Below are 18,947 nucleotides of genomic sequence, written 5' to 3'. Positions count from 1 at the left end.
TACATTGATTACTATAACCACAGCCGCCTCAGAGAGAAACTAAAAGGCCTGAGTCCGGTAGAGTATCGAACCCAGGCCATGAAGGCCGCCTGAATTTACATTGTCCAACTTCTGGGGGTCAGTTCACAAGGCGCTGCGCCCCAGGCGATTACTGGTGGTAGCCTTCGAGGAAGCGGCCCAGCTTGCCGACCGCCATTTCCAGCTCGTCTACGCGCGGCAGGGTGACGATGCGCACGTGATCCGGATAAGGCCAGTTGAACGCGGTGCCCTGCACCAGCAGCACTTTTTCCTGCAGCAGCAGATCCAGCACCAACTTCTGGTCGTCGTGGATGTTGAAGCGCTTGGCGTCGATGCGTGGGAACATGTACAGCGCGCCCTGCGGCTTCACGCAAGAGACGCCAGGGATGTCGTTGAGCAGCTCCCAGGTGCGGTTGCGCTGTTCGTACAGGCGGCCGCCGGGCTGAATGAATTCGCTGATGCTCTGATAACCGCCCAGCGCGGTCTGAATGGCGTGCTGCATCGGCACGTTGGCGCACAGGCGCATCGAAGCCAGCATCTCCAGCCCTTCGATATAACCTTTGGCGTGCTTCTTCGGCCCGTTCAGCACCATCCAGCCCTGGCGGAAGCCCGCCACGCGGTAGGTTTTCGACAGGCCGTTGAAGGTGACGGTCAGCAAATCCGGCGCCAGCGCGGCGATCGAATGGTGCTCGGCGTCGTCGTACAGGATCTTGTCGTAGATCTCGTCGGCGAAGATGATCAGGTTGTGTTGACGGGCGATCTCGACGATCTGTTCCAGCAGCGCTTTGCTGTATACCGCGCCGGTCGGGTTGTTCGGGTTGATGATCACGATGCCGCGGGTGCGCGGGGTGATCTTGCTGATGATGTCGTCCAGATCCGGGAACCAGCCGGCCTGCTCATCGCACAGGTAGTGCACGGCCTTGCCGCCGGACAGCGATACCGCGGCGGTCCACAGCGGGTAGTCCGGCGCCGGCACCAGCATTTCGTCGCCGCTGTTGAGCAGCGCCTGCATGGATTGCACGATCAGTTCCGAGACGCCGTTGCCAATGTAGATATCCTCAACGGTCACGTCACGCATGTTGCGCGCCTGATAGTGCTGCATGATCGCTTTACGCGCCGAGAAGAGGCCCTTGGAGTCGGAATAGCCTTGCGCCGTGGGCAGATTGCGGATCACGTCGACCAGGATTTCGTCAGGGGCGTCGAAACCGAACGGGGCAGGGTTGCCGATGTTCAGTTTCAGGACTTTGTTGCCTTCTTCTTCAAGACGTTTGGCTTCTTTAAGCACCGGGCCGCGAATGTCATAGCAGACGTTGTCCAGTTTGCTGGATTTCTCAATGGGGGACATAAAAAGTTGAGCCTTTTGCTGGGATAGGGGCGCTCCTACCATGGGACGCCGCAACCCGCCCAATGTACTCCTGGCGTAGTTGCTTTTGAAGGGTTTTGCACGCCTTTGGTGCAAATGCATGTCGTAACGGGGGATTTTAGTTATGATAAGCAAAGGTAAAGTTATTTTGTGGTTCATAATTTCATGAACTATAATTTTACTAGGGTTTTGTTCTGTAAAATCCCGCCTCGATAAACGCGACGTGACGGCGATCGCGGCCGGCAGCAGTGAACTGATAAGCCGAAAGGGAGAATAGGCTTCAATAAACTGTAAAGGAACGATAATACCGGAGTTGTCTGATAGCGGGTTGTCGGTTAGCGCACCACACTAAGAAAATGACATATTTACATTAGCTTTACTTTATATTTTAGCTTAAGCATTGTTTATGTGGTTATAGGATTATTATTTAAAGTAAAAATCTTACTGATTGAATTTATTAAATTCATTGAGTAGTAACATGAAGTCGGTAGCGTTAATTATTTATCTTTTTTGCTCTGTAATGCAGTCTGAACGCCGGTTGATAAGGGTTCTCAGTAGCACGAATGGAGTGGAAATTAGGCAGTATGAATGAGTAAAATCTCAGGTTCGGTGGGGGTTTTCCCTTTTCACCGGTATTCAGTCCCCCGCGTTCTATAAGCACCATCGATAGATCGCATTTTAAAAAGCGATAGAGGTAACGAATCATAAGTAATTTTTTTGCCCTCCACTTATGAGTGGGGTACTGTCATAACAGGCTCCGTCCTTTTCAACGGCGTCTGAGAAACACACCAGGGTAGTAGTTCGTAAATTAGAATTTAAAAAAGTGAAGAATACACTATGACAACTGCAAATCGTCCGATACTTAATCTCGACCTCGATCTGCTAAGAACCTTTGTTGCGGTTGCTGATTTGAATACCTTCGCGGCGGCGGCCGTCGCCGTATGCCGTACTCAATCAGCCGTCAGTCAACAAATGCAGCGATTAGAGCAACTGGTCGGCAAAGAACTGTTTGCCCGCCATGGGCGCAACAAACTCCTGACTGAGCATGGTATTCAGCTTCTCGGTTATGCCAGGAAGATCCTGCGCTTTAACGACGAAGCCTGTACCTCGCTGATGTACAACAATATTAAAGGTGTTCTGACCATCGGCGCTTCCGACGACACCGCCGATACCATTCTGCCTTTCCTGCTGAACCGCGTGACCGCCATCTATCCGAAGCTGTCCATTGACGTGCGCGTAAAGCGCAGCACGACGATGGTCGATCTGCTGGAAGAGGGCGAAATCGATCTGGCGGTGACCACGGCCGATCCGGCTGGGCACCCGCACATCGTGCTGCGCACATCGCCGACGCTGTGGTACTGCGCCGCCGATTACCACTATCAGGCCGGCGAACCGATCCCGCTGGTGGTGATGGATGAGCCAAGCCCGTTCCGCGCGCTGGCGATCAAGCAGCTGGACGAAGCCGGTATCCCGTGGCGCATCGCCTACGTCGCCTCCACGCTGTCCGCGGTGCGGGCGGCCTGTAAGGCCGGCCTGGGCGTGACCGCGCGGCCGATCGAGATGATGAGCCCCGACCTGCGGGTGCTGGGGGCGGTGGAAGGTTTGCCGCCGCTGCCGGATACCCAGTATGCGCTGTGCAAAAACGCGCAGTGCAGCAATGAGCTGGCGATGGCCATCTTCAGCGCCATGCAGGGCGGCAATGACGGCTATGGCTTCAACGGCGCAGAGGCCGGTCTCCAGGGCGATCAGGATGACGCCAGCCTGGTGGACGAGGAAGAATAACGCCGCGGCGTGATATCTGATGAAAACCTCCGCTTCGGCGGAGGTTTTTTTTGCCCTTTTTTTGGGGATTTTTACTGTTATAGGGATTTAATGGCTATTTTGTTATGAGTTGGCTGTTTTGCTAACTTTTAAGCGTTGCTGAAAAGAGAGTTTGGCCGGGTTTAAGACGTTGAGTGTGTTTTTTGAGCAATAAGATTGAATGGGTTAAAGGCATGGTAATAGCAGGGTTATTTTGTTAGCTTATAGCGGCCGTTTTTGCGGCTTAATTTGAGGAAAATTGTTAAAGGGCCACACTTTTTTTGAGGATTTATGCTGAAAACGTGTCCTGGATCAAAAAAATACCCCTAGGTAGTGAGTGGAAGAACAGGGAATTCCTGAGACAATGGTATAGTAAAACTGAAATGTGCACGTTGGTTTATATCTATCTGTTTCTACACAAAAATTAACTGACACGATTTAGCCAGCCCCTGGCGCATCAAATGTTAATCAAATGATACGTATGTAAACTAGTGTGTAGATACTTTTGTCAAAGTTGACAAAAGGTTATAGAAAGGAGTAAAAAGCCCACAGAAAAACGCTGCCTAACTCGCTGTAAAAGCAGTTTGTTTGTGTGGTTATTTATCCTTCCCTTAAATCGATGTGGCGCACTAACTGCCGGTGACAAGAGCAGCGCGATCGACGCCACTTTTGATGAGTAAGCATAGAGTATGTCAACAACCACTGAAGTTATCGCTCATCACTGGGCGCTCGCCGTATTTCTCGTCGTGGCTATCGGGCTCTGCGGCTTAATGCTGCTGGGTGCGTTCTTCTTGGGCGGGAGAGCCCGGGCGCGCGCCAAACACACCCCGTTTGAATCAGGCATCGACTCGGTCGGTACGGCGCGCATGCGCTTGTCCGCCAAGTTCTACCTGGTGGCCATGTTCTTCGTTATTTTCGACGTTGAAGCCTTATACCTGTATGCCTGGTCGGTCTCGGTTCGCGAGAGCGGTTGGGTAGGCTTTATCGAAGCCGCCATTTTCATTTTGGTGCTATTGGCCGGTCTGGTTTATCTGGTGCGCATCGGCGCGTTGGATTGGACTCCGGCGCGTTCCCAACGCCGCAGCAAACCGAGCACGATCACTAACACCAACAGTCATCCGCAGTAACAGCGAGGCATTAAGATGGACTATACGCTCACCCGCATAGACCCGAACGGTGAGAACGACCGTTATCCCCTGCAAAAACAGGAGATCGTCGCCGATCCCCTGGAACAACAGGTCCACCGCACGGTTTACATGGGTAAACTCGAACATGCGCTGCATGACATGGTGAACTGGGGGCGTAAAAACTCTATTTGGCCGTATAACTTCGGCCTTTCGTGCTGTTACGTGGAGATGGTGACGTCGTTTACCGCCGTTCACGACGTGGCGCGTTTCGGTGCGGAAGTACTGCGCGCCTCCCCGCGTCAGGCTGACCTGATGGTGGTGGCCGGTACCTGTTTCACCAAGATGGCCCCGGTCATCCAGCGCCTGTACGAGCAGATGCTGGAGCCTAAGTGGGTGATCTCGATGGGCGCCTGCGCCAACTCCGGCGGCATGTACGACATCTATTCCGTGGTGCAGGGCGTGGACAAGTTCCTGCCGGTCGACGTGTACATTCCCGGCTGCCCGCCGCGTCCGGAAGCCTATATGCAAGCGCTGATGCTGCTGCAGGAATCCATCGGCAAAGAACGTCGCCCGCTGTCGTGGGTTGTCGGCGATCAGGGCGTTTACCGCGCCAATATGCAGTCTGAAAGAGAGCGTAAACACGGCGAGCGCATCGCGGTGACCAACCTCCGGACGCCTGACGAGATTTAAGACGTTCATTTAACGTCCATCTTAGTGCGCTATTGGTTAACACAGCGAAAAGTGAAACTTGCGGCGAATAACCCTTTAGTGTGGTGAAAAAAAATTATGACAGATTTGACGACGCACGACGCCTTGCCTGCCTGGCAGACCCGAGATCACCTTGACGACCCGGTGATCGGCGAACTGCGCAACCGTTTTGGGCCGGAAGCCTTTACTGTTCAGGCCACCCGTACCGGCATGCCCGTGGTATGGGTTAAACCTGACCAGTTGCTGGAAGTAATGACGTTCCTGAGAAAACAGCCGAAGCCGTATGTCATGCTGTTCGATCTGCATGGCGTGGACGAACGTCTTCGCACCCACCGCGATGGCCTGCCCGCTGCGGATTTCTCCGTTTTCTACCATCTGATTTCCATCGAGCGCAACCGCGACATCATGCTGAAGGTGGCGCTGTCTGAAAAAGACCTGCACGTGCCGACGGCGACCAAGGTGTTCCCGAACGCCAACTGGTACGAGCGCGAAACCTGGGAAATGTTCGGCATCACCTTCGACGGCCACCCACACCTGTCGCGCATCATGATGCCGCAGACCTGGGAAGGGCACCCGCTGCGCAAGGACTACCCGGCGCGCGCCACCGAATTCGATCCTTTCGTGCTGACCAAGCAGAAAGAAGATCTGGAGATGGAAGCGCTGACCTTCAAGCCGGAAGACTGGGGCATGAAGCGCGGCACCGAGAACGAAGACTTCATGTTCCTCAACCTCGGCCCGAACCACCCGTCCGCGCACGGTGCGTTCCGCATCATTCTGCAGCTGGACGGCGAAGAGATCGTCGACTGCGTGCCGGATATCGGCTATCACCACCGCGGCGCCGAGAAGATGGGCGAGCGCCAATCCTGGCACAGCTACATTCCGTACACCGACCGTATCGAGTACCTCGGCGGCTGCGTGAACGAAATGCCTTACGTGCTGGCGGTCGAGAAGCTGGCCGGCATCAAGGTGCCGGAGCGCGTCGACACCATCCGCGTGATGCTGTCCGAACTGTTCCGCATCAACAGCCACCTGCTGTACATCTCCACCTTCATTCAGGACGTCGGCGCGATGACCCCGGTGTTCTTCGCCTTTACCGACCGTCAGAAAATCTACGATCTGGTGGAAGCGATCACCGGTTTCCGTATGCACCCGGCCTGGTTCCGCATCGGCGGCGTCGCGCACGATCTGCCGCGCGGCTGGGATCGCCTGCTGCGTGAATTCCTCGACTGGATGCCGAAGCGTCTGGACTCCTACGTGAAAGCGGCGCTGAAGAACAGCATCCTGAAAGGCCGTTCCATTGGCGTAGCGTCTTACAACGCCAAAGAAGCGCTGGAGTGGGGCGTGACCGGCGCCGGCCTGCGCGCCACTGGCGTCGAGTTCGACGTGCGTAAATGGCGTCCGTACTCCGGCTACGAGAACTTCGACTTCGAAGTGCCGGTCGGTGACGGCACCAGCGACTGCTACACCCGCGTGATGCTGAAGGTGGAAGAGCTGCGCCAGAGCCTGCGCATCCTCGAACAGTGCCTGAACAACATGCCGGAAGGCCCGTTCAAGGCCGATCACCCGCTGACCACGCCGCCGCCGAAAGAGCGCACGCTGCAGCACATTGAAACGCTGATCACCCACTTCCTGCAGGTTTCCTGGGGCCCGGTGATGCCAGCCAACGAATCATTCCAGATGATTGAAGCCACCAAAGGGATCAACAGCTACTACCTGACCAGCGACGGCAGCACCATGAGCTACCGCACCCGGGTACGTACGCCGAGCTTTGCGCACCTGCAGCAGATCCCATCGGTCATCCGTGGCAGCCTGGTTTCCGACCTGATCGTCTATCTGGGTAGTATCGATTTTGTTATGTCAGATGTGGACCGCTAATTATGCACTCTCAAAAAGACAATCACGCAGTCAATGATGCGCTCGAGCCCATCAACGCAGCCGCTCCTCAGAGCGGCGTTGATGCATTTGTACTGAGTGCGGAAGAACGTGATGCGATCGAACACGAAAAGCATCATTACGAGGATTCGCGCGCCGCTTCCATCGAAGCACTGAAAATTGTGCAGAAGCAGCGCGGCTGGGTTCCGGACGGTGCGATTTACGCCATCGCGGAAGTGCTGGGCATCCCCGCCAGCGACGTAGAAGGCGTGGCCACGTTCTACAGCCAGATTTTCCGTCAGCCGGTAGGACGTCACGTGATCCGTTATTGTGACAGCGTTGTTTGTCACATCACCGGTTACCAGGGCATTCAGGCCGCTATCGAGAAGAAGCTGAACATCAAGCCGGGTCAAACCACCTTTGATGGCCGCTTCACGCTGCTGCCGACCTGCTGTCTGGGCAACTGCGATAAAGGGCCGACCATGATGATTGATGACGACACTCACAGTCAGCTGAAGCCTGAAGATATCGAGACGCTACTGGAGCAGTATCAATGACCAAGCACATTGTACGCACTCCCGAAACGCATCCGCTGACATGGCGGCTGCGTGATGACAAGCAGCCGCTGTGGCTGGACGAATACCGCAGCAAAAACGGCTATGCCGGCGCGGAAAAGGCCCTCAAAGGCCTGGCCCCGGACGAGATCGTCGGCCTGGTGAAAGACTCCGGGCTGAAGGGCCGCGGCGGCGCGGGCTTCTCCACCGGTTTGAAGTGGAGCCTGATGCCGAAGGACGAATCCATGAACATCCGTTACCTGCTGTGTAACGCCGATGAAATGGAGCCGGGCACCTATAAAGACCGCCTGCTGATGGAACAGCTGCCGCACCTGCTGGTGGAAGGCATGCTGATCTCCGCGTTCGCGCTGAAAGCCTACCGTGGGTACATCTTCCTGCGCGGTGAGTACATCGAAGCGGCGGCGCATCTGCGTCGCGCCATCGCGGAAGCCACCGAAGCCGGCTATCTGGGCAAAAACATTCTCGGCACCGGATTTGATTTCGAGCTGATCGTGCACACCGGCGCCGGCCGTTACATCTGCGGCGAAGAAACCGCGCTGATCAACTCGCTGGAAGGCCGCCGCGCCAACCCGCGTTCCAAGCCGCCATTCCCGGCCAGCGCCGGCGTGTGGGGCAAGCCGACCTGCGTCAACAACGTCGAAACGCTGTGCAACGTGCCGGCCATTTTGGCGAACGGCGTGGAGTGGTACACCGGCATCTCCGGCAGTGAGGACAAAGGCACCAAGCTGATGGGCTTCTCCGGCCGGGTGAAAAATCCGGGCGTTTGGGAGCTGCCGTTCGGCACCACCGCGCGCGAGATCCTGGAAGACTACGCCGGCGGCATGCGCGACGGTCTGCGCTTCAAAGCCTGGCAGCCGGGCGGCGCGGGGACCGACTTCCTGACCGCCGATCACCTCGATCTGCCGATGGAATACGGCGCGATCGGCAAAGCCGGCAGCCGTCTCGGCACCGCGCTGGCGATGGCGGTAGACCACGAGATCGGCATGGTGCCGCTGGTGCGTAACCTGGAAGAGTTCTTCGCCCGCGAGTCCTGCGGCTGGTGTACGCCATGCCGCGACGGCCTGCCGTGGAGCGTGAAGATCCTGCGTGCGTTGGAAAACGGCGAAGGGCAGCCGGGGGATATCGAAACCCTCGAACAGCTGTGCCGTTCCCTCGGCCCGGGCAAAACCTTCTGCGCCCACGCGCCAGGTGCCGTAGAGCCACTGCAAAGCGCGATTAAATATTTCCGTGAAGAGTTCGAGGCGGGCATCGCCGTGCAGCACTTCGGCAACGCTCATGCGATTGGCGGCATTCAGCCGAACAATCTGCTGAAGCAGCGCTGGTAAGCCGACTCGCCCGAACACGGCCAGAATTTTTGATTAACGCCTGCCGCAAGGCAGGCCACTTGGAAGCATGCTGACTATGGCTACGATTCATGTAGACGGCAAAGAGTATGAGGTAGACGGAGCGGACAACCTGCTGCAGGCTTGTCTCTCCCTCGGCCTTGATATTCCTTACTTTTGCTGGCATCCGGCGCTGGGAAGCGTCGGCGCTTGCCGCCAATGTGCGGTAAAGCAATACCAAAACGCGGAAGATACGCGCGGCCGTTTGGTGATGTCATGTATGACCCCGGCATCCGATGGCACCTTCATCTCCATCGATGACGGCGAAGCGAAGCAGTTCCGTGAAAGCGTGGTCGAGTGGTTGATGACCAACCACCCGCACGATTGCCCGGTCTGTGAAGAAGGCGGTAACTGTCACCTGCAGGATATGACGGTGATGACCGGCCACAGCTTCCGCCGCTACCGCTTCACCAAGCGCACCCACAACAACCAGGAGCTGGGGCCGTTTATCTCGCACGAGATGAACCGCTGCATCGCCTGCTACCGCTGCGTGCGTTACTACAAAGACTATGCGGACGGCACCGATTTCGGCGTGTACGGCGCGCACGACAACGTCTACTTCGGTCGCCCGGAAAGCGGCACGCTGGAAAGCGAGTTCTCCGGCAACCTGGTGGAAGTGTGCCCGACCGGCGTATTCACCGACAAAACGCACTCCGAGCGCTACAACCGTAAATGGGACATGCAGTTCGCGCCGAGCATTTGCCAGCAGTGCAGCATCGGCTGTAACACCAGCCCGGGCGAGCGCTATGGCGAGCTGCGCCGTATCGAAAACCGTTACAACGGCAGCGTGAACCACTACTTCCTGTGCGACCGCGGCCGTTTCGGTTACGGCTACGTCAACCAGAAAGATCGTCCGCGTCAACCGCAGCAGCTGCGCGGCGATGACTGGATCACCCTGAACGCCGAGCAGGCGATGCAGGGCGCGGCGGACATCCTGCGTCAGGCGAAGAAAACCATCGGCATCGGCTCCCCGCGCGCCAGCCTGGAAAGCAACTTCGCACTGCGCGAGCTGGTCGGCGCCGAGAACTACTACACCGGTATCGCTCAGGCGGAGCAATCACGCCTGGCGCTGATGCTGAACGTGCTGAAGAACGGCGGCGTCCATACGCCGGCGCTGCGTGAGATTGAAGATTACGACGCGGTGCTGGTGCTGGGCGAAGACCTGACGCAAACCGGTGCGCGTATCGCGCTGTCCGTGCGCCAGGCCGTCAAGGGCAAAGCCCGCGCGATGGCGGCGGCGCAACGCGTGGCCGACTGGCAGATCGCGGCGGTGCAGAACATCGGTCAGCACGCCAAGTACCCGCTGTTCACCACCAACGTCGACAACACCCGCCTGGACGACATCGCCGCCTGGAACTACCGCGCGCCGGTGGACGAGCAGGCGCGCTTCGGCTTCGCCATCGCTCACGCGCTGGACAGCGCGGCGCCGGCGGTGAACGATCTGGCTGAAGGCCTGAACAAGAAAGTCGATATCATCGTGCAGGCGCTGACCGGCGCACGCAAACCGCTGATTATTTCCGGCAGCAACGCCGGCAGCGAAGCCATCATCGAAGCGGCGGCCAACATTGCCAAAGCGTTGAAGGGCCGCGGTTCCGATGTCGGCATCACTTTCGTGGCGGGCGCCGCCAACAGCATGGGCCTGGCGATGATCGGCGGCGGTTCGCTCGATCAGGCGCTGGAACAGCTGGCGAGCGGCGCAGCCGACACCGCCATCGTGATGGAAAACGATCTCTATCGCCATGCGCCGGCGGCGCAGGTGGACGCGGCGTTGGCCAAGGTCAACAACCTGATCGTCGCCGACCACCAGCGCACCGCGATCATGGACAAAGCCAACCTGATCCTCTCCTCGGCCAGCTTCGCCGAGAGCGACGGTACGCTGATCAACCAGGAAGGCCGCGCGCAGCGCTTCTTCCAGGTATACGATCCGGCTTACTACGACGACGCCAAGAAGAATCAGTTCACCGTGATGCTGGAAAGCTGGCGCTGGATGCACTCGCTGCACTCCACCTACACCAGCCGCCACGTGGACTGGACCCAGCTTGATGACGTGATCGCCGCTTGCGTCGCCGCGTTGCCGCAGCTGCAGGGCATCGTCGACGCCGCGCCGGACGCGACGTTCCGCATTCGCGGTCAGAAGCTGGCGCGTTCGCCGCACCGCTCCAGCGGCCGTACCGCCATGCGCGCCAACATCAGCGTGCACGAGCCGCGTCAGCCGCAGGATAAAGACACCATGTTCGCCTTCTCGATGGAAGGGAACAACAGCCCGCTGGCCGATCGTCAGCAGATCCCGTTCGCCTGGGCGCCAGGCTGGAACTCACCGCAGGCATGGAACAAGTTCCAGGCCGAAGTGGGCGGCAAACTGCGCCACGGCGATCCGGGCGTGCGCCTGATCGAAGCGGGGGAGGGCAGCCTCGGTTACTTCGACCGCGTGCCTGCCGCGTTCAATCCGAACGACGGCTGGCGTGTCGCGCCGTACTACCACCTGTTCGGCAGCGACGAAATGTCGCAGCGCTCTCACGTGATCCAACAGCGCATGCCGGAAGCCTACGTGATGGTCAACCCGGCCGACGCGGCGACGCTTGGCGTCAACGCGGGCAGCCTGGTGGAGTTCAGCTGTGTGGGCCAGACCCTGCGTCTGCCGGTGCGTCTGAGTGAAACCCTGACCCAGGGCCAGGTTGGTTTGCCGCTCGGCTTGCCAGGGATCCCGCCGATCTTGGTGGGTGCTAAGGTAGACAATCTGCGGGAGGCGGCACGATGAGCTGGTTTACCCCTGAGGTGATCGACATTCTGATCGCCATTCTTAAAGCGGTCGTGATCCTGTTGGTGGTCGTGGCGTGCGGGGCATTCATGAGCTTCGGCGAACGCCGCCTGCTCGGCCTGTTCCAGAACCGCTACGGACCGAACCGCGTAGGCTGGGGCGGCTCGCTGCAGCTGGTCGCCGACATGATCAAAATGTTCTTCAAGGAAGACTGGGTGCCGAGATTCTCCGACCGGGTGATCTTCACCCTGGCGCCGATGATCGCCTTTACTTCCCTGTTGCTGGCATTTGCCATCGTGCCGGTCAGCCCGACCTGGGCGGTGTCCGATCTCAACATCGGTATTCTGTTCTTCCTGATGATGGCCGGCCTGGCGGTGTACGCCGTGCTGTTCGCCGGATGGTCGAGCAACAACAAATACTCGCTGTTGGGCGCGATGCGCGCCTCCGCGCAAACCCTGAGCTACGAAGTGTTCATCGGTCTGTCGCTGATGGGCGTGGTGATGCAGGCGGATTCGTTCAACATGCAGGCCATCGTTGAATCCCAGGCGCACGTCTGGAACGTCATTCCGCAGTTCTTCGGCTTCGTGACCTTCGCGATCGCCGGCGTGGCGGTGTGTCACCGTCACCCGTTTGACCAGCCGGAAGCCGAGCAGGAACTGGCCGACGGTTACCACATCGAATATTCCGGCATGAAGTTCGGTCTGTTCTTCGTGGGGGAATACATCGGTATCGTCACCGTGTCCGCCCTGATTGTGACGTTGTTCTTCGGCGGCTGGCAGGGTCCGTTCCTGCCGCCATTCATCTGGTTCGCGTTGAAAACGGCCTTCTTCATGATGATGTTCATCCTGATCCGTGCCGCGCTGCCGCGTCCGCGTTATGACCAGGTGATGTCCTTCGGCTGGAAAGTGTGCCTGCCGCTGACGCTGCTGAACCTGCTGGCAACCGCCGCGGTCATTTTGTACAACGCTCAATAAGGGGTGAATAAACCATGACATTGAAAGAGTTAGTGGTTGGTTTCGGCACCCAGGTGCGCAGCATTTGGATGATTGGCATGCATGCCTTCGCCAAGCGCGAAACCCAGATGTATCCGGAAGAACCGGTTTACCTGCCGCCGCGCTACCGCGGCCGCATCGTGCTGACGCGCGATCCGGACGGCGAAGAGCGCTGCGTCGCCTGTAACCTGTGTGCGGTGGCCTGCCCGGTCGGCTGTATCTCGCTGCAAAAAGCGGAGCAGAAAGACGGCCGTTGGTATCCGGAGTTCTTCCGCATCAACTTCTCGCGCTGCATTTTCTGTGGCCTGTGCGAAGAGGCTTGCCCGACTACCGCTATCCAGCTGACGCCGGATTTCGAACTGGGTGAGTACAAGCGTCAGGATCTGGTGTACGAAAAAGAAGATCTGTTGATCTCGGGGCCGGGTAAATATCCGGAATATAACTTCTACCGGATGGCCGGTATGGCGATTGACGGCAAAGCCAAAGGCGAAGCCGAAAACGAAGCCAAACCGATCGACGTCAAAGGTCTGTTGCCCTAAGGAGCCAGCAAGCATGGAAATTGCATTTTACCTGGCAGGTTTGATTGCGGTGGCCGCGACGATTCGCGTGATCACCCATACCAACCCTGTGCATGCGCTGCTGTATCTGATCGTCTCGTTATTGGCGATCTCGGCAGTCTTCTTCTCGCTCGGCGCCTACTTTGCCGCCGCGTTGGAAATCATCGTCTATGCGGGCGCCATCATGGTGCTGTTCGTGTTCGTGGTGATGATGCTGAACCTCGGCAACGTGCAGCAGCAAGAGCGCGACTGGATGAAGCCGACGGTGTGGATCGGGCCTGGCCTGCTGTCGCTGGCGCTGCTGGTGGTATTGATCGTCGCGATCCGCAGCGTATCCGACCAGGGTATCAGCGGCGAGATGGTCGACGCGAAGGCGGTGGGCATCAGCCTGTTCGGGCCTTACGTACTGGCGGTTGAGCTGGCCTCAATGCTGCTGTTGGCGGGTCTGGTTGTCGCCTTCCATATCGGCCGCGAGCACAAGCCTGGCGAGGTGCTGAGCAACGCGCCGGCGAGTGGCGAAATGGCGAGAAGAAAATCGGAGGAGCAAGCATGATCCCTCTTCAACACGGCCTGATCCTGGCGGCTATCCTGTTTGTGCTCGGGCTGACCGGGCTGCTGGTGCGCCGCAACCTGCTGTTTATGCTGATCAGCCTGGAAGTGATGATCAACGCTGCGGCGTTGGCGTTTATCGTGGCGGGAAGCTACTGGGGCCAGGCGGACGGGCAGGTGATGTACATCCTGGCGATCAGCCTGGCGGCAGCCGAGGCCAGTATCGGCCTGGCGCTGCTGCTGCAGCTCTACCGTCGTCGTCATACCCTGAATATTGATACTGTCAGTGAGATGCGCGGATGAACCTATTATATTTAACAATTCTGCTACCGCTGATCGGGTTCCTGCTGTTGGCATTTTCCCGCGGTCGTTGGTCTGAGAACACGGCGGCTACCGTCGGCGTGGGCTCTATCGGCCTGGCTGCGCTGGTCACGGTGTATGTGGCGATGGATTTCTTCGCCCAGAAAGCCGCCGGCGTGCAGCTGTTCGAGCAAAGCCTGTGGACCTGGATGGCCGTCGGCAACTTCAATATCGGCGTGACCCTGGTGCTGGACGGCCTGTCGCTGACCATGCTGTCGGTGGTCACCGGCGTCGGCTTCTTCATCCACATGTTCGCCTCCTGGTACATGCGCGGTGAAGAAGGCTATTCGCGCTTCTTCGCTTACACCAACCTGTTTATCGCCAGCATGGTGGTCTTGGTGCTGGCAGACAACCTGCTGCTGATGTATCTGGGTTGGGAAGGCGTGGGCCTGTGCAGCTACCTGTTGATCGGCTTCTACTACAAAGATCCGGCCAACGGCGCGGCGGCGATGAAAGCCTTCATCGTGACCCGCGTGGGCGACGTGTTCCTGGCGTTCGCGCTGTTCATCCTCTACAACGAGCTGGGCACGCTGAATATCCGCGAGCTGATGATCCTGGCGCCGCAGAAACTGGCGGTGGGCGATACGGCCATCACCTGGGCGACCCTGATGCTGCTGGGCGGCGCGGTCGGTAAATCGGCGCAGTTGCCGTTGCAAACCTGGTTGGCGGACGCGATGGCGGGCCCAACCCCGGTTTCCGCACTGATCCACGCGGCGACCATGGTGACCGCGGGCGTCTATCTGATCGCCCGTACGCACGGCCTGTTCCTGATGGCGCCGGAAGTGCTGCACCTGGTGGGCATCGTCGGTGCGGTCACCCTGCTGCTGGCCGGCTTCGCCGCGCTGGTGCAGACCGACATCAAGCGCGTGCTCGCTTACTCCACCATGAGCCAGATCGGTTACATGTTCCTGGCGCTGGGCGTGCAGGCATGGGACGCGGCGATCTTCCACCTGATGACCCACGCGTTCTTCAAGGCGCTGCTGTTCCTGTCGTCCGGTTCGGTGATCCTGGCTTGCCACCACGAGCAAAACATCTTCAAGATGGGCGGCCTGCGCAAGAGCATACCGCTGGTGTACGTCTGCTTCCTGGTGGGTGGCGCGGCGTTGTCTGCGTTGCCGCTGGTCACGGCCGGCTTCTTCAGTAAGGACGAGATCCTGGCGGGCGCGATGGCCAACGGCCACATCAACCTGATGGTGGCCGGCCTGGTCGGTGCGTTCATGACCTCGCTGTACACCTTCCGTATGATTTTCATCGTGTTCCACGGCGAAGAGAAAATCAAAGCGCATGCCGGTAAAGGCATCACTCACCACCTGCCGCTGCTGGTTCTGCTGGTGCTGTCCACCTTCGTCGGCGCGATGATCGTGCCGCCGTTGCAGGGCGTGCTGCCGGACACGACCGAGCTGGCGCACGGCAGCGTACTGACGCTGGAAATCACCTCCGGCGTGGTGGCTATCGTCGGCATTCTGCTGGCGGCCGCGCTGTGGCTGGGCAAACGCAGCCTGGTCAACAGCATCGCCAACAGCGCGCCGGGGCGTTTCTTCTCGACCTGGTGGTTCCATGCCTGGGGCTTCGACTGGCTGTATGACAAAGTGTTCGTCAAGCCGTACCTGGGCATTGCGAAGCTGCTGCAGCGCGATCCGCTGAACTCGCTGATGAACCTGCCGGCCGTCTTCTCCCGCTGGGGGAACCGCGGTCTGACGGTGAGTGAGAACGGTCAGGTGCGTTGGTATATAGCGTCTATGGGTGTGGGTGCAGTGGTCGTATTGGCTCTGTTGATTTTGGTTTAATTGAATAATTTAAACAGACGCATTTTTCGGGCGTAGCGCCGGGCAGGCGCTACGTACAAAGTTTGAAATTATTCGTATAAGGGACACAAAACGCCATGCTATTACCTTGGCTAATTCTTATCCCCTTTATCGGCGGTCTGCTGTGCTGGCAGCTTGAGCGCTTCGGTACTAAGGTGCCGCGCTGGATAGCGCTGATCGCAATGGGGCTGACGTTGGCGCTCTCTCTGCAGCTGTGGATGCAGGGCGGCTATACCTTGACCACGCCGAAAGGCATTCCGCAGTGGCAGAGCGAATTCCTGCTGCCGTGGATCCCGCGCTTCGGTATCTCCATCCACCTGGCGCTGGACGGCCTGTCGCTGCTGATGGTGGTATTGACCGGTCTGCTGGGCGTGCTGGCGATCCTCTGTTCCTGGCGTGAAATCCAGAAGTATCAGGGCTTCTTCCACCTCAACCTGCTGTGGATCCTGGGCGGCGTTATCGGCGTGTTCCTCGCCATCGACATGTTCCTGTTCTTCTTCTTCTGGGAAATGATGTTGGTGCCGATGTACTTCCTGATCGCGCTGTGGGGCCACAAGGCGTCGGACGGTAAAACCCGCATCACCGCGGCGACCAAGTTCTTCATCTACACCCAGGCCAGCGGTCTGGTGATGCTGATTGCGATCCTGGGCCTGGTGTTCGTGCACTACAACGCCACCGGCGTGTGGACCTTCGATTACGAAGACCTGCTGCAAACGCCGATGTCCCACAACGTGCAATATCTGTTGATGCTGGGCTTCTTCATCGCCTTCGCGGTGAAAATGCCGGTGGTGCCGCTGCACGGCTGGTTGCCGGACGCGCACAGCCAGGCGCCGACCGCAGGTTCCGTCGACCTGGCGGGCATCTTGCTGAAAACGGCGGCCTACGGCCTGCTGCGTTTCAGCCTGCCGCTGTTCCCTGAGGCTTCGCACGAGTTTGCGCCAATCGCCATGTGGCTGGGCGTGATCGGCATCTTCTACGGCGCCTGGATGGCGTTCGCGCAGACCGATATCAAGCGTCTGATCGCCTACACCTCGGTATCGCACATGGGCTTCGTGCTGATCGCCATCTACACCGGCAGCCAACTGGCTTACCAGGGTGCGGTGATCCAGATGATCGCGCACGGCCTGTCCGCCGCCGGTATGTTTATCATCTGCGGCCAGCTGTATGAGCGCCTGCATACCCGCGACATGCGTCAGATGGGCGGCCTGTGGGGGCGTATCAAATTCATCCCTGCACTGTCGCTGTTCTTCGCCGTGGCTACGCTGGGGATGCCGGGTACCGGTAACTTCGTCGGCGAATTCATGATTCTGTTCGGCAGCTACCAGGTGGTGCCGGTGATCACCGTGATTTCTACCTTCGGTCTGGTGTTCGCTTCGGTTTACTCGCTGATCATGATGCAGCGCGCTTATTACGGTGCGCCTAAATCCGACCAGCCGCTGCAGGGCATGACCGCGCGCGAGCTGTTCATCATTCTGCTGCTGGTGGTGTTGCTGGTTCTGCTGGGGGTTTACCCGCAGCCGATTCTGGATACTTCCAACGCGGCGATGAGCAACGTGCAACACTGGTTTGGTTCGTCAGTTTCAGCAATTTCAACAACAAGGCCGTAATTCGCCATGACAATAACTCCTCAACAACTGATCGCACTGCTGCCGCTGTTGATCGTCGGATTGACGGTGGTGGTTGTGATGCTAGGCATTGCGTGGCGACGCGACCACTTTATCAACGCCACCCTGACCGTGATCGGTCTCAACCTGGCGCTGCTTTCGCTGTACTTTGTCGGCCAGGCAGGCCCAATGGACGTCACCCCGCTGCTGCGGGTTGACGGTTACTCGATGTTCTACACCGGGCTGGTGCTGCTGGCGAGTCTGGCGACCTGCACCTTCGCCTATCCGTGGCTGGTCGGCTATCCGGATAACCGCGAAGAGTTCTACCTGCTGGTGCTGATCGCCGCCATGGGCGGCATCCTGCTGGCGAGCGCCAACCATCTGGCTTCGCTGTTCATCGGTATCGAGCTGATCTCGCTGCCGCTGTTCGGCCTGGTGGGCTATGCCTACCGCCAGAAGCGCCCGCTGGAAGCCGCCATCAAGTACATGCTGCTGTCCGCCGCCGCGTCGTCGTTCCTGCTGTTCGGCATGGCGCTGCTGTATGCCGAATCCGGCGATCTGTCGCTGGCCGGCCTCGGCAAGAGCCTGCAGGAGAACATGATGCACCAACCGCTGATCCTGGCCGGTATGGGCATGATGATCGTCGGTCTGGGCTTCAAGCTGTCGCTGGTGCCGTTCCAACTGTGGACGCCGGACGTGTATCAGGGCGCGCCTGCGCCGGTCTCGACCTTCCTGGCGACCGCCAGCAAGATCGCGATCTTCGCGGTCGTGATGCGTCTGTTCCTGTATGCCCCGGCCGCCGACAACGAAGCGCTGCGCATGGTGCTGTCGATCATCGCGTTCTGCTCTATCTTGTTCGGTAACCTGATGGCCATCAGCCAGACCAACATCAAGCGTCTGCTGGGCTACTCGTCGATCGCTCACCTGGGCTACCTGCTGGTGGCGCTGATTGCGGTGCAAACCCATCAGCTGTCGCTGGAAACCGCCGGCGTTTACCTGGCCGGTTACCTGTTCAGCAGCCTGGGCGCCTTCGGCGTGGTCAGCCTGATGTCCAGCCCGTACCGCGGCCCGGATGCGGATTCGCTGTTCTCTTACCGCGGTCTGTTCTGGCATAAGCCAATCTTGTCCGCGGTGATGACGGTGATGATGCTGTCGCTGGCCGGTATCCCGATGACGCTGGGCTTTATCGGTAAGTTCTTCGTGATCGCGATGGGCGTCAGCGCACACCTGTGGTGGCTGACCGGCGCGGTTGTGGTAGGCAGCGCCATCGGCCTGTACTACTACCTGCGCGTGACCGTCAGCCTGTTCCTCAGCGCGCCGGAATCGCTGCAGCGCGATACCCCGAACAACTGGGCGTTGACCGCCGGTGGCGTCGTGGTGCTGATCTCCGCCGCGCTGGTGCTGCTGCTGGGCGTCTATCCGCAGCCGCTGATTTCGCTGGTGCAGATGGCGCAGCCGACGTTCTGATAACCCTTCA

16 protein-coding genes are annotated in these 18,947 nt (G+C 58.9%); 15 read left to right on the top strand and 1 reads right to left on the bottom strand.

Annotated features, from left to right (window positions below; all coding sequences use genetic code 11):
* Positions 1–93, top strand: a 93-nt coding sequence (locus ACK3CV_RS17485) for an IS3 family transposase (RefSeq protein WP_161764441.1), incomplete at its 5' end; no start/stop codon positions are given.
* Positions 94–148: 55 nt separating this feature from the next.
* On the opposite strand, the gene ACK3CV_RS17480 is transcribed toward ACK3CV_RS17485, so the two are convergent.
* Positions 149–1,363 (bottom strand): pyridoxal phosphate-dependent aminotransferase, encoded by a 1,215-nt coding sequence (locus ACK3CV_RS17480; protein WP_033635329.1) that lies wholly within the window; start codon positions 1,361–1,363, stop codon positions 149–151.
* Between the two features lie 855 nt (positions 1,364–2,218).
* On the opposite strand from ACK3CV_RS17480, the gene lrhA reads away from it, so the two are divergent.
* The 14 genes from lrhA (at position 2,219) to nuoN (ending at position 18,937) form a co-directional block, all read left to right on the top strand.
* Positions 2,219–3,163, top strand: coding sequence for a transcriptional regulator LrhA (gene lrhA, locus ACK3CV_RS17475; protein ID WP_033653761.1), 945 nt, complete (start codon positions 2,219–2,221; stop codon positions 3,161–3,163).
* Positions 3,164–3,870: 707 nt separating this feature from the next.
* A complete protein-coding gene (gene nuoA, locus ACK3CV_RS17470; protein WP_025303663.1) occupies positions 3,871–4,308 on the top strand; it encodes an NADH-quinone oxidoreductase subunit NuoA in 438 nt (145 codons plus the stop codon).
* 15 nt (positions 4,309–4,323) lie between these two features.
* Positions 4,324–4,998 (top strand): NuoB/complex I 20 kDa subunit family protein, encoded by a 675-nt coding sequence (locus ACK3CV_RS17465; RefSeq protein WP_004936039.1) that lies wholly within the window; start codon positions 4,324–4,326, stop codon positions 4,996–4,998.
* Between the two features lie 96 nt (positions 4,999–5,094).
* On the top strand, positions 5,095–6,891 hold the full coding sequence (gene nuoC, locus ACK3CV_RS17460; protein ID WP_004936036.1) for an NADH-quinone oxidoreductase subunit C/D: 1,797 nt from the start codon (positions 5,095–5,097) through the stop codon (positions 6,889–6,891).
* Positions 6,892–6,893: 2 nt separating this feature from the next.
* Positions 6,894–7,445, top strand: coding sequence for an NADH-quinone oxidoreductase subunit NuoE (gene nuoE, locus ACK3CV_RS17455; protein WP_239504658.1), 552 nt, complete (start codon positions 6,894–6,896; stop codon positions 7,443–7,445).
* Entirely contained in the window at positions 7,442–8,788 is a 1,347-nt protein-coding gene (gene nuoF, locus ACK3CV_RS17450) for an NADH-quinone oxidoreductase subunit NuoF (protein WP_015378579.1), read from the top strand. Before nuoE ends, nuoF begins: the two co-directional genes overlap by 4 nt.
* 76 nt (positions 8,789–8,864) lie before the next feature.
* Entirely contained in the window at positions 8,865–11,603 is a 2,739-nt protein-coding gene (gene nuoG, locus ACK3CV_RS17445; protein ID WP_154892261.1) for an NADH-quinone oxidoreductase subunit NuoG, read from the top strand.
* Positions 11,600–12,577: an NADH-quinone oxidoreductase subunit NuoH gene (gene nuoH, locus ACK3CV_RS17440; RefSeq protein ID WP_004936022.1), complete on the top strand. Its 978-nt coding sequence runs from the start codon at positions 11,600–11,602 to the stop codon at positions 12,575–12,577. Before nuoG ends, nuoH begins: the two co-directional genes overlap by 4 nt.
* 14 nt (positions 12,578–12,591) lie before the next feature.
* Entirely contained in the window at positions 12,592–13,134 is a 543-nt protein-coding gene (gene nuoI / locus ACK3CV_RS17435) for an NADH-quinone oxidoreductase subunit NuoI (protein ID WP_025160170.1), read from the top strand.
* A 13-nt stretch (positions 13,135–13,147) separates the two neighbouring features.
* Positions 13,148–13,705 carry an NADH-quinone oxidoreductase subunit J gene (gene nuoJ / locus ACK3CV_RS17430; protein WP_019453717.1) on the top strand — a complete coding sequence of 186 codons (558 nt, stop codon included), beginning with the start codon at positions 13,148–13,150 and terminating at the stop codon, positions 13,703–13,705.
* Complete coding sequence (nuoK, locus tag ACK3CV_RS17425) at positions 13,702–14,004, top strand: NADH-quinone oxidoreductase subunit NuoK (protein ID WP_004936014.1); 303 nt, start codon at positions 13,702–13,704, stop codon at positions 14,002–14,004. The genes nuoJ and nuoK overlap by 4 nt, the downstream gene beginning before the upstream one ends.
* A complete protein-coding gene (gene nuoL, locus ACK3CV_RS17420; RefSeq protein ID WP_019453716.1) occupies positions 14,001–15,848 on the top strand; it encodes an NADH-quinone oxidoreductase subunit L in 1,848 nt (615 codons plus the stop codon). Before nuoK ends, nuoL begins: the two co-directional genes overlap by 4 nt.
* A 95-nt stretch (positions 15,849–15,943) precedes the next feature.
* The gene (gene nuoM / locus ACK3CV_RS17415) at positions 15,944–17,473 is read left to right on the top strand and encodes an NADH-quinone oxidoreductase subunit M (protein WP_025303660.1); all 1,530 of its coding nucleotides are present in this window, start codon (positions 15,944–15,946) and stop codon (positions 17,471–17,473) included.
* Between the two features lie 6 nt (positions 17,474–17,479).
* Positions 17,480–18,937, top strand: coding sequence for an NADH-quinone oxidoreductase subunit NuoN (gene nuoN / locus ACK3CV_RS17410; protein ID WP_033635324.1), 1,458 nt, complete (start codon positions 17,480–17,482; stop codon positions 18,935–18,937).
* Positions 18,938–18,947 lie beyond the last annotated feature (10 nt).

The organism is Serratia sp. TSO36, from assembly GCF_057808395.1.
Note: the sequence above shows the minus strand (reverse complement) of the source record. Positions and strands in the feature narration are given on the sequence as shown.

Bases quoted from the DNA above. Each gene is read 5' to 3' on its own strand.
- nuoE (WP_239504658.1), top strand. From the start codon at position 6,894: ATGCACTCTCAAAAAGACAATCACGCAGTCAATGATGCGCTCGAGCCC.
- nuoM (WP_025303660.1), top strand. From the start codon at position 15,944: ATGCTATTACCTTGGCTAATTCTTATCCCCTTTATCGGCGGTCTGCTG.
- nuoG (WP_154892261.1), top strand. From the start codon at position 8,865: ATGGCTACGATTCATGTAGACGGCAAAGAGTATGAGGTAGACGGAGCG.
- nuoN (WP_033635324.1), top strand. From the start codon at position 17,480: ATGACAATAACTCCTCAACAACTGATCGCACTGCTGCCGCTGTTGATC.
- nuoF (WP_015378579.1), top strand. From the start codon at position 7,442: ATGACCAAGCACATTGTACGCACTCCCGAAACGCATCCGCTGACATGG.
- nuoL (WP_019453716.1), top strand. From the start codon at position 14,001: ATGAACCTATTATATTTAACAATTCTGCTACCGCTGATCGGGTTCCTG.
- nuoC (WP_004936036.1), top strand. From the start codon at position 5,095: ATGACAGATTTGACGACGCACGACGCCTTGCCTGCCTGGCAGACCCGA.
- nuoH (WP_004936022.1), top strand. From the start codon at position 11,600: ATGAGCTGGTTTACCCCTGAGGTGATCGACATTCTGATCGCCATTCTT.
- nuoI (WP_025160170.1), top strand. From the start codon at position 12,592: ATGACATTGAAAGAGTTAGTGGTTGGTTTCGGCACCCAGGTGCGCAGC.
- ACK3CV_RS17480 (WP_033635329.1), bottom strand. From the start codon at position 1,363: ATGTCCCCCATTGAGAAATCCAGCAAACTGGACAACGTCTGCTATGAC.
- nuoK (WP_004936014.1), top strand. From the start codon at position 13,702: ATGATCCCTCTTCAACACGGCCTGATCCTGGCGGCTATCCTGTTTGTG.
- lrhA (WP_033653761.1), top strand. From the start codon at position 2,219: ATGACAACTGCAAATCGTCCGATACTTAATCTCGACCTCGATCTGCTA.
- nuoA (WP_025303663.1), top strand. From the start codon at position 3,871: ATGTCAACAACCACTGAAGTTATCGCTCATCACTGGGCGCTCGCCGTA.
- nuoJ (WP_019453717.1), top strand. From the start codon at position 13,148: ATGGAAATTGCATTTTACCTGGCAGGTTTGATTGCGGTGGCCGCGACG.
- ACK3CV_RS17465 (WP_004936039.1), top strand. From the start codon at position 4,324: ATGGACTATACGCTCACCCGCATAGACCCGAACGGTGAGAACGACCGT.